This is a genomic window from Microcystis sp. M53603_WE2, from assembly GCF_030065435.1.
Window position 1 is genome coordinate 1 of record NZ_JASJFF010000038.1, and the last position, 9652, is coordinate 9652.

A 9652-nucleotide genomic window follows, 5' to 3' on the forward strand; every position below is an offset into this window, starting at 1 on the left:
AAGTAAACGCTGTCGCGTTAGTTTAGATTCTGGTCGCAATTCATCGTTACGTTAATTTCTGGTATATTTTTAATTAAGGAGAAATTTAACGGGAGTCCTCTTGCTTCATTTAGATAGACTATAGGACTTATTGTGACATTTTTAGGAATATCTATGGGCATCGATCGCAGAGAGTTTCAGCAGCGTCGTCAGCAGGTAATGGAAAAAATCGGCCATGGAACCGCAATTTTTCGCAGTGCGCCCATGGCGGTCATGCACAATGACGTAGAATACACCTATCGTCAGGATAGTGACTTTTTTTACCTGACAGGATTTAATGAACCCGATGCGGTGGCGATTTTAGCACCCCATCACCCCGAACATCAGTTTATCCTGTTCGTACAGCCAAAAGACCCGGAAAAAGAAACCTGGACCGGCTATCTCCACGGTGTGGAAGGAGCAAAGGAGATTTTTGGTGCTGATGAGGCCTATTCTATCCAAGAATTGGAGGAAAAATTACCCCAATATCTCGAAAAAGCCGAAAGAATTTATTATCATCTCGGACGGGACAAAACTTTTAATACAAACGTTCTTAATCACTGGCAAAAATTAATCGCCACTTTTCCCCGTCGCGGCACTGGACCGACTGCTTTAGAGGATACTAATTTTATTCTCCATCCTTTGCGCTTGCTGAAAACCGCAGCCGAATTGGACAATATTCGCAAAGCCACCGCTATTTCGGCCCAGGCACATAATCGGGCCAGAGAATTCACCAAAGTTGGTCACTACGAGTATCAAATTCAAGCGGAAATTGAGCATACTTTTCGCCTAGAAGGGGGTATGGGTCCTGCTTATCCTTCTATTGTTGCTAGTGGTGCTAATGCCTGTATTCTGCACTATATCAACAATGATCGCCAAGTACAAGAAAATGAGCTTTTATTAATTGATGCCGGTTGTGCCTACAATTACTATAACGGTGATATTACCCGCACTTTTCCCGTTAATGGTAAATTTACCCCCGAACAAAAAATTATCTATGAAATTGTTCTGGAAGCTCAACTAAAGGCGATTGAAGTGGTGAAAACTGGTAATCCTTATAATCTTTTTCATGACACAGCCGTGAGGACAATTGTGGAGGGATTAGTGGATTTAGGGCTATTGGTCGGCGACATTGATGAGATAATTAAAGAGGAAAAATATAAGCCTTTTTATATGCACAGAACTGGCCATTGGTTAGGATTAGATGTCCATGATGCGGGAGGTTATAAAGTTAACGAAGAAACTTGGCAAACTTTGCAGCCTGGTCATGTTTTAACCGTGGAACCGGGGATTTATATCTCCCCCGATATTAAACCTGCTGAAGGACAGCCGGAAGTGCCAGAAAAATGGCGGGGTATCGGTATCCGTATCGAAGATGATGTGTTAGTTACTGCCACAGGAAATGAGGTTTTAACTGCAACGGTTCCCAAAAAAGTTGAGGATATCGAATCTTGAGTAAAAAGCTAGGTGTTAAAAATTGTCAGTTTCCCCCTAACCCTAGGGTTGATTCATAGTAGGGTTGATTCATAGTAGGGTTGATTCATAGTAGGGTTGATTCATAGTAGGGTTGATTCATGGTAGGGTTGATTCATGAATCAACCCTACCCCCCTTAAGGAGATTCAATTAAGTTTTTTCTAGAGATTATTATGGTTGTCACCAAAGAAAAATTATATACCTTTGCGGAATATTTAAATTATCGAGACTGCACAGATAATAAGTACGAATTATTTAACGGAGAATTAATTTCCATGCCTCCCGCTAGTGGCTTTCATGCTTTGATACTTAGATATATATTTAAGGTGTTAGAAAGGGAAATAGAGAGGCTACAATTGGACTGGCAAGTTATGCCCGCTACGGTGGGAATTCGCACCGATAAAGCTAAATCGAGAATTCCAGATTTAATGATTTTAACTGCTGAACAATGTCAAGAGATTAGAAATATGACCATAGCAGTGATTGAATTTACTCCCCTGTTAGTGGTAGAAATTGTTAGCCCCGGTAATGCCGATGATGACTACCGTTATAAACGTTCAGAATACGCAGTGAGAGGCATTCCTGAATACTGGATTATCGATCCTATGTCCCTAAAAATATCAGCTTTAACCCTGATTTCTGGATTTTATGAACTGGCAGAATTTGACAAAGAAGATAGGATAATATCGGTAACATTTCCCGATTTAAAATTAACTCCTCAAATGGTCTTTGAATACTAAAATCTTGGCTGGAGGTTATCATGATTGCTACCCAACAAAAAATATATACCTTTACAGAATATTTAAATTATCAGGACTCCACAGATAATAAATATGAATTATTTAACGGAGAATTAATTCCTATGCCTCCCGCTAGTGGCTTTCATGCCTTAATTCTTGCCTTTATTTATGATTATTTAATGGCAGAAATTAAAAGATTAAATCTAACTTGGAAAGTTATGCCCGCCACCGTAGGAATTCGCACCGATAAAGCTAAATCGAGAATTCCAGACTTAATGATTTTAACTGCTGAACAATGTCAAGAGATTAGAAATATGACCATAGCAGTGATTGAATTTCCTCCCCTGTTAGTGGTAGAAATTGTTAGCCCCGGTAATGCCGATGATGACTACCGTTATAAGCGTTCAGAATATGCGGTAAGAGGCATTCCTGAATACTGGATTATCGATCCTATTGCTCTAAAAATATCAGTTTTAACCCTGATTTCTGGATTTTATGAACTGGCAGAATTTCACAACGAAGATAGAATAATATCGGTGACATTTCCCGATTTACAATTAACTCCTCAAATGGTTTTTGCCCAGTAGCATTATTAACGATTATGACTATCCCCTTAGAAATCCAACAACGCTGCCAACAATTAAAAACAGAACTACAAAGAGCCAGTTATGCTTATTATGTTCTTGATGATCCTTTTATACCCGATAGCGTTTATGATCAACTTTATCGGGAATTAGAAGACATAGAAAAGCGTTATCCCCAATTAATCACCCCCGATAGTCCCACCCAAAGAGTCGGGGATAAAATCTCTAGTCAATTCGTTTCTGTCCGTCATAATATTCCCCTGTATAGTCTCGAAAATGCCTTTAACCTCGAAGAATTAAATAAATGGGGCAACCGTTGGCAAAGATATGTAAATGAAACCCAAGACACGGAATATGTGTGTGAATTAAAAATTGATGGTTCCGCGTTAGCTTTAACCTACGAAAACGGCTTTTTAGTCAGAGGTGTTACTAGAGGGGATGGAGTCACTGGCGAAGATATTACCCCCAATGTGCGGACAATTCGCTCTATTCCTTTACGCTTAAATATAGATAATCCCCCAGCAATTGTGGAAGTGCGCGGCGAAGCCTTTTTCCCCCTCGATACCTTCGATAAAATCAATCAAGAAAGAGAAGAAAAAAGGGAATCTCTCTTTGCTAATCCCCGCAATGCGGCAGCAGGAACCCTACGACAACTAGATCCGAAAATAGTTGATAAAAGACGCTTACAATTTTTTGCCTATACCCTGCATTTAGACGATAACAATATCACTACTCAATGGCAATCCTTAGATAGATTAGAAACCATGGGATTTCTGGTTAATCCCCACCGTCAACTCTGTCCATCCCTGCAAGAAGTGGCGCAATACTATCAAGATTGGCAAGAAAAACGTCATCAATTAGCCTACATGACCGATGGTGTCGTAGTCAAAATCAACGATTTACAGCGACAAAATCGGTTAGGATTCACTCAAAAATTCCCTCGGTGGGCCATCGCTTTAAAATATCCCGCCGAAGAGGTCGCCACGGTAGTTAAAGATATTATCGTCAATGTGGGACGCACCGGCGCGGTTACACCCATGGCGGTGATGGAACCGGTACAGGTAGCAGGAACCACCGTACAAAGGGCTACTTTACATAATAGCGATCGAGTGGCCGAATTGGATATCCGAGTCGGTGACACGGTAATTATCCGCAAAGCGGGGGAAATTATCCCAGAAGTGGTGAGAATCCTGCCAGAATTGCGTCCTAACCACACCTCACCCTTCCAGATGCCCACTAATTGCCCTGAATGTCAATCTCCCCTAGTTCGTCCGGTGGGGGAAGCGGTGACGCGCTGTGTTAATAGTTCCTGTCCGGCGATTTTGCGGGGAAGTGTAGTACATTGGGCCAGTCGCGATGCTCTCGATATCCGGGGATTAGGGGAAAAAGTGGTAATTTTGCTGATTGAACAGGGATTAGTTACCGCCATTTCTGACCTCTACAGCCTCGAAAAAACGGAAATTGCCAAATTAGACCGAATGGGCGAGAAATCCGCCTTAAATTTGATTACAGCTATGGCTCAGAGCAAAAATCAAAGCTGGTCGAGGGTACTTTATGGGCTAGGAATTCGCTATGTGGGCAGCGTTAACGCCAAAATTCTCGCCGAAAGTTTTCGGACTGTGGAGGAGTTAGCTAACGCCAGCGTGACTGATTTAGCTTCTGTCTATGGTATCGGTGAAGAAATCGCTCAATCGGTCTATGATTGGTTTAAAATCGCCGCTAATCGGGATTTAGTCGCTAAATTACAGGCGGCTGGTTTACAATTTGCCGCAGCAGCAAAAACCACCACCACTAAAGCGACTTTAGCAGGGAAAACCTTTGTCATTACTGGCACTTTACCAACTCTCAAACGGGAGGAAGCGAAAGAATTAATCGAAAAAGCTGGGGGGAAAGTGACGGGTTCTGTCAGCAAAAAAACCGATTATTTAGTGCTAGGAGAAGCGGCGGGTTCTAAGCTAGAAAAAGCCCTAGAATTGGGCATTACTCAGCTAACCGAAGCACAATTACTCGAATTAATCGAATTCGGAAAAGTCTAGTAAAATCTGGATTATTTCCTCAACATAAAAGACAAGTTCATCCTTAAAAAATATCAACCAAACTGGGCGATAAACCTGATTTAATCTAGGAACAAACTCATCAGATAAACAGTCAATTTTTAAGGACGAGAAAAGTAACATTATATTAAGTAAATGTCTCTGGTTAAGGACTTTCTGCTATTCTGAGGAATAGGTATATAGTGCTAGTCCTCACGGATATTCAAACTCTCTCTAACTTTTTATAAAAAAACATAAATAACAGGGGGTTATACTAATGATAACTTCAGAGTTGGCTTCTTTAATTATCGGCATTGAAGAAAATGTGCGGCCAGAAAGCGAATATTATGGCAAGCTAGTCGAATGGCGAGAAAAATATCAAACGTGGCATTATGGAATTAGCTTATCGAACACGCATTTCTTTAGTTTAGGAACTCTAGAAAAACAAGAACTGCAACTCCTAAAACGCCACGATATTCGTGATTTTGACCTGAGAATTCTTCCTGATGTTAAATCACCCTTTGAAAGCGACGAAGTTATAGAACGACTTAAATATGCTTTGAGATGGTTACAGGACTTACCAGACAATTCACCTAATAAGACAATCACAGGTAAGGAATTGGCTTTTCGGATATTGACAGGCAGTCCAGATTATGAATATTCTGGAGATACAAAACCAATTCCCCCCGACCTAAGTTATGAGGATTATTTAAAGCAAAGTTGTCCAAAACTGAAGCATCGTAAGTATTCTCTTAAAAATCCCCAAGTTTGGGCTTATATGTTTTTGTTTGTTTTTGTTTTATTTGTTGCAATTTTAACTCCTCCTTTATTTGATTTGATAAAAAATTTGATTGGTTCAATAGCTTGGCTTAAAAGTATAGATAATCTAGTTGAAAATATATCAAAAATATTGTTTTTCTTGTTCATTTTTATCATATCTTTCTTGCTTTGGAGAGTTTTTGTAATTATATCAAATTTTAAATGGTCGGGCTTTCAGAAAAAAAGCTTTTGGGATTGGCTACAATTATTGATAGTACCTCTAATGTTAGCTCTAGGTGCTTTCTATCTGAATTCTGCAGCCGACTTTAGAGATTATCAGATTGCACAAGAGCGAAAACAGCAGGAGATTTTGACGGATTATTTTTCCAAAATGCAAGATTTAATTGTAGAGACAAAAAAAATCAAAGAAACACCCAGTTCTAAAGAATCAAATCCAGAGGAAAGGTTACTGCTAGAATTTAGACCGACTGCTCAAGCTTTAACTCTCTCTGTTTTAGAACAATTAGATGGCAAACGTAAAGGAAAAGTCATCACTTATTTAGCTGAATCACAGTTAATCAATAAAATAGATCCTCTGATTCAATTAGGTGGAGCGAATTTACAAAAATTGGAGTTAAAAGGTCGTCAGGTGTTTTCCTCGATCAACATCGTAGGAGCTAATATGACAGCAACAGAATTGAGCGATATACTTATTTCTGACTCGGACTTGTCCACAGTTAATCTCACTGAGGCTGTACTGCAAGACGTGACTTTTGAAAATTCTAATTTATCAGGAATTAACCTTGATGGAGCATCGCTTACAAATGTTTCTCTCGAGAAAAACAATAAATATCAAGATGCTTGTTATAGCAATAAAAATAGCTTATCAGACAGAGAAACTTTATCCAGACTAGGTTTTCAAAAAATAAAGCCTGGTTCTAATGATTGTAAGCTCAAAGGTGGTAGTATAGATAAAAAACTGAAACAGAAGAAGTAAGTATTTAAACAACCTTAGATATTTGAGGATATTATTTACCATGAATAATAAGTATTGTTTGTTAATGACATTATTTTGTCTAGTATTCAATTGTTTGAATATAGCATCGGCTCAACCTAACTTTTCTTGGGGGGTTGTTTATGGTTCAGAAACGAACATTCAAGAGGCACAAACAGAAATTAATCAACTGCCTGGACGATTGCCACAATATCGAAACCTTGAGCGTTTATTATTTAAACGTAGCAACTTTTATGTAAGTGTCATCTTATTCCCAACCAAGCAAGATGCTAATAACGCTCTACCAATAATAGAGAATGAATATAAAAGAGGCTCATTTGTCAGATCTCTTAACGAGTGGTGTCGTCCTAATTGGAGTAACTATAGAACGGCAATAAATGGCATAAGCTATTATGACTGCGGAAACTGAAAATAAGAAATCCTTGTCAGAAAAACTAGGGTGATCATTCCTCGATCGCCCTACATTTATTTTAATGTTTACTTGATAAATAAGCTCTAAGACTGGAGCAAATCTGCGGAAGTATTGTCAAGTTTAAATAAAAATATAGTCAAACATAGTCATTCACGGTAAAATAAGCTCATCAAACCGCCGGTCGCTGGTAGGAGGTTTTTGTTTTGGGGAGACTCCGAGACGATGCCCTGTCCGGTTATACTTCATCTTTATGAGAAACGCCGTCACTAAAAAAATCGCTAATTAATCGGGTAAATAAAAGCTGATAGCTAAAAAAACTGATAGCTGATAACCCGGGAGAAAATATAATTGTAGCTACCTACCCATTCCTGATTAATTGCTATGGCAGAAGAAACCACCACCCCCGCAACTCCGGCAGCAGAAGCAGCAAAACCGGCTCAACCTGCGGCTGCTAAAAAACCCAAGGAGCCTACCGTCGAGGAAAAACCCTTCGCTGAATTTATTGAGCAGCATTTTCAGCCCGCACTGGCGGCAGCCTTGCAAAAGCTCGGTATAAGTGATATAAAGCTGTCCTTTAAACAGGATAAAATTCCCGTGCAGGGCTTTTCTAGCTCTCCCTGTTGGCAGTTAACTGGCAATTGGCTCGAGGGAATGCGTCAATTTAGCATTTATTTTTTGGAAGAAAACATCAATGGTAAAAAAGCTTTTTCTCAAGCTGAGGGCGGTGCTCAACCTAGTACACTTGAATCATTTATGATCGATGAAAGGAAAGTTAGTCTTGATTTACTGTTGTTTTACACCCTGCAACGGCTTAACGGTCAAAAGTGGTTGACTAGAAACTAAAATTGCTGAAGATTAGCGATCGAGAAGGGGGGTAAAATGAGTATAGACGACCACCGCTTATCGATCGCTAATAGTAATTATGCGTGTATTTGTACTACTTTTTAACGCAGGCACAGAAAACGAAGGTATCCACACCATTCAAATGGGAGCTATCAATAAGGTGTTGATGTTTGAATCGGAAGATGATGCCACCCGTTATGCTCTGCTGTTAGAGGCCCAGGATTTTCCGACTCCCACGGTAGAGAAAATTGATTCCGAGGAAGTGGCAGAATTTTGTCGCGGCGCCGGCTATCAAGCGGAAATGATTGCAGCGGGTATGTTGGTAATTCCCCCCGAAAGCAATGCCGAGGAGTTGGATTGGCAAAAAGAGGAGTTTTCCGAGATTCCCGATGCGGAGTTGGATTGGCAAAAAGAGGAAGTCTCCCTCGCCGAGGAGGAGTTTTCTGAGATTCCCGATGCGGAGTTAGACAGCATCCGTCGTCGTCTAGAAGGACTTTTGTAATCCAGTGATTCAGTGAACAGTAATCAGTAGTTTGGAGTCAGAAGACAGGATAGTAAATCAATATTGTTCACTGATAACTGATAACTGATAACTGATAACTGATAACTGATAACTGACCACTGATAACTGATAACTGATAACTGATAACTGACCACTGATAACTGATAACTGAATATGACAACCGTGGGGGAATTGGGCGAAAATTTGGTGGCGGATTGGTTGCAATTACAGCAATGGCATATCCTCCAGCGTCGTTGGCGTAGTGCTGGCGGTGAAATCGATTTAATCGTCTTGTCTAAATCCCAAGCGACTCTCGCTTTCGTCGAGGTGAAAACCCGCAGTGCTGGCAATTGGGATTTAGGGGGCAAATTAGCGATCAATGACCGTAAACAAGGGAAAATTTACGGAGCTGCCCAGATATTTCTCGCCTTTTATCCCCAATGGTCTGATTTAAGCTGTCGCTTCGATGTGGCGTTAGTTAGTTGTCAAAAGAGTTCTCTATTAGCTTTACCTGAGTTTTCCCTTGATTATCCCTGTCAGCTACAGGCAGGTTATCAATTGCAATTACAGGAATATCTCGTGGCGGTTTTCTAAAAACACAATAGGCCCGCCTAGGGAGGCGGGCTTCATCTTGTACAAACGATATGGACTCCTAAAAGTTTAACGGACTCAATACAATAGAGGTTTACAGAACCCACAACAGTCTATCTGTCAACTATCAAGATTTCTCAGTTTACCGACTCAGGTGCTGATTACGGCTCACTCCATCTGTCCTATATCGAGCAACAGAGGCGAAACCATACTTTACTTTACAAACTTTGAGAATCTGCGTCCGATTTAGCTGTTGCGTTGAGCTAGAGCAGGTGGCACAGGCTCTAGGTCTTTTTGCCTGGAAGGAAGTTGAGTCGCTTCCTTTGTGCCTTATGTTTTTAAGATAACACGTTTGTCAGGACTCGATCGACCTTGTGATTAAAGTTTACACTTATTGATTTTTAGCAAAAATTGCCGTTACAAAACTATAGATAAGTGGCTGATAGATGTAGATAAGTAGGGTCTGCTGAAAAAGTTTTTCGTGGGGGTAGGGTGTGGGGTGTGGGGTGTAGGGTGTAGGGTTTTACCGATTTTGAGGTAGTCAGTTACCTAATTTTCAGGGAAAAAGTCCAGGGATTTTCCCTCCGATCACTCCAATGGTAGGCACTTTTTGAGGGAAAAAAAGTCTAAAAGCCTTATCCAACAAAGTTTTTAGATTTATTCAGCAAGCCCTAAGTAGTC

General features: G+C 40.3%; 9 protein-coding genes. All 9 read left to right on the forward strand.

Features of this window, described 5'->3' with window-relative positions; all coding sequences use genetic code 11:
- Positions 1–153: 153 nt before the first annotated feature.
- Positions 154–1473: an aminopeptidase P N-terminal domain-containing protein gene (locus PX481_RS00875; protein WP_002762536.1), complete on the forward strand. Its 1320-nt coding sequence runs from the start codon at positions 154–156 to the stop codon at positions 1471–1473.
- 192 nt (positions 1474–1665) lie between these two features.
- Entirely contained in the window at positions 1666–2232 is a 567-nt protein-coding gene (locus tag PX481_RS00880) for a Uma2 family endonuclease (RefSeq protein WP_288093155.1), read from the forward strand.
- Positions 2233–2252: 20 nt separating this feature from the next.
- Positions 2253–2819, forward strand: a complete 567-nt coding sequence (locus PX481_RS00885) for a Uma2 family endonuclease (protein WP_288093156.1) — start codon at positions 2253–2255, stop codon at positions 2817–2819.
- A gap of 14 nt (positions 2820–2833) precedes the next feature.
- A complete protein-coding gene (gene ligA / locus PX481_RS00890; protein WP_288093159.1) occupies positions 2834–4852 on the forward strand; it encodes an NAD-dependent DNA ligase LigA in 2019 nt (672 codons plus the stop codon).
- A gap of 274 nt (positions 4853–5126) precedes the next feature.
- Positions 5127–6605, forward strand: coding sequence for a pentapeptide repeat-containing protein (locus PX481_RS00895; protein ID WP_288093162.1), 1479 nt, complete (start codon positions 5127–5129; stop codon positions 6603–6605).
- 40 nt (positions 6606–6645) lie between these two features.
- Positions 6646–7032 carry a hypothetical protein gene (locus PX481_RS00900; RefSeq protein WP_288093165.1) on the forward strand — a complete coding sequence of 129 codons (387 nt, stop codon included), beginning with the start codon at positions 6646–6648 and terminating at the stop codon, positions 7030–7032.
- Between the two features lie 384 nt (positions 7033–7416).
- Positions 7417–7878, forward strand: a complete 462-nt coding sequence (locus tag PX481_RS00905; protein WP_002762532.1) for a DUF2996 domain-containing protein — start codon at positions 7417–7419, stop codon at positions 7876–7878.
- A 79-nt stretch (positions 7879–7957) separates the two neighbouring features.
- Positions 7958–8380: a DUF3110 domain-containing protein gene (locus PX481_RS00910; RefSeq protein ID WP_002762531.1), complete on the forward strand. Its 423-nt coding sequence runs from the start codon at positions 7958–7960 to the stop codon at positions 8378–8380.
- Positions 8381–8554: 174 nt separating this feature from the next.
- Positions 8555–8974: a YraN family protein gene (locus tag PX481_RS00915; protein ID WP_002762530.1), complete on the forward strand. Its 420-nt coding sequence runs from the start codon at positions 8555–8557 to the stop codon at positions 8972–8974.
- Positions 8975–9652 lie beyond the last annotated feature (678 nt).

Bases quoted from the DNA above. Each gene is read 5' to 3' on its own strand.
- PX481_RS00875 (WP_002762536.1), top strand. From the start codon at position 154: ATGGGCATCGATCGCAGAGAGTTTCAGCAGCGTCGTCAGCAGGTAATG.
- PX481_RS00880 (WP_288093155.1), top strand. From the start codon at position 1,666: ATGGTTGTCACCAAAGAAAAATTATATACCTTTGCGGAATATTTAAAT.
- PX481_RS00885 (WP_288093156.1), top strand. From the start codon at position 2,253: ATGATTGCTACCCAACAAAAAATATATACCTTTACAGAATATTTAAAT.
- ligA (WP_288093159.1), top strand. From the start codon at position 2,834: ATGACTATCCCCTTAGAAATCCAACAACGCTGCCAACAATTAAAAACA.
- PX481_RS00895 (WP_288093162.1), top strand. From the start codon at position 5,127: ATGATAACTTCAGAGTTGGCTTCTTTAATTATCGGCATTGAAGAAAAT.
- PX481_RS00900 (WP_288093165.1), top strand. From the start codon at position 6,646: ATGAATAATAAGTATTGTTTGTTAATGACATTATTTTGTCTAGTATTC.
- PX481_RS00905 (WP_002762532.1), top strand. From the start codon at position 7,417: ATGGCAGAAGAAACCACCACCCCCGCAACTCCGGCAGCAGAAGCAGCA.
- PX481_RS00910 (WP_002762531.1), top strand. From the start codon at position 7,958: ATGCGTGTATTTGTACTACTTTTTAACGCAGGCACAGAAAACGAAGGT.
- PX481_RS00915 (WP_002762530.1), top strand. From the start codon at position 8,555: ATGACAACCGTGGGGGAATTGGGCGAAAATTTGGTGGCGGATTGGTTG.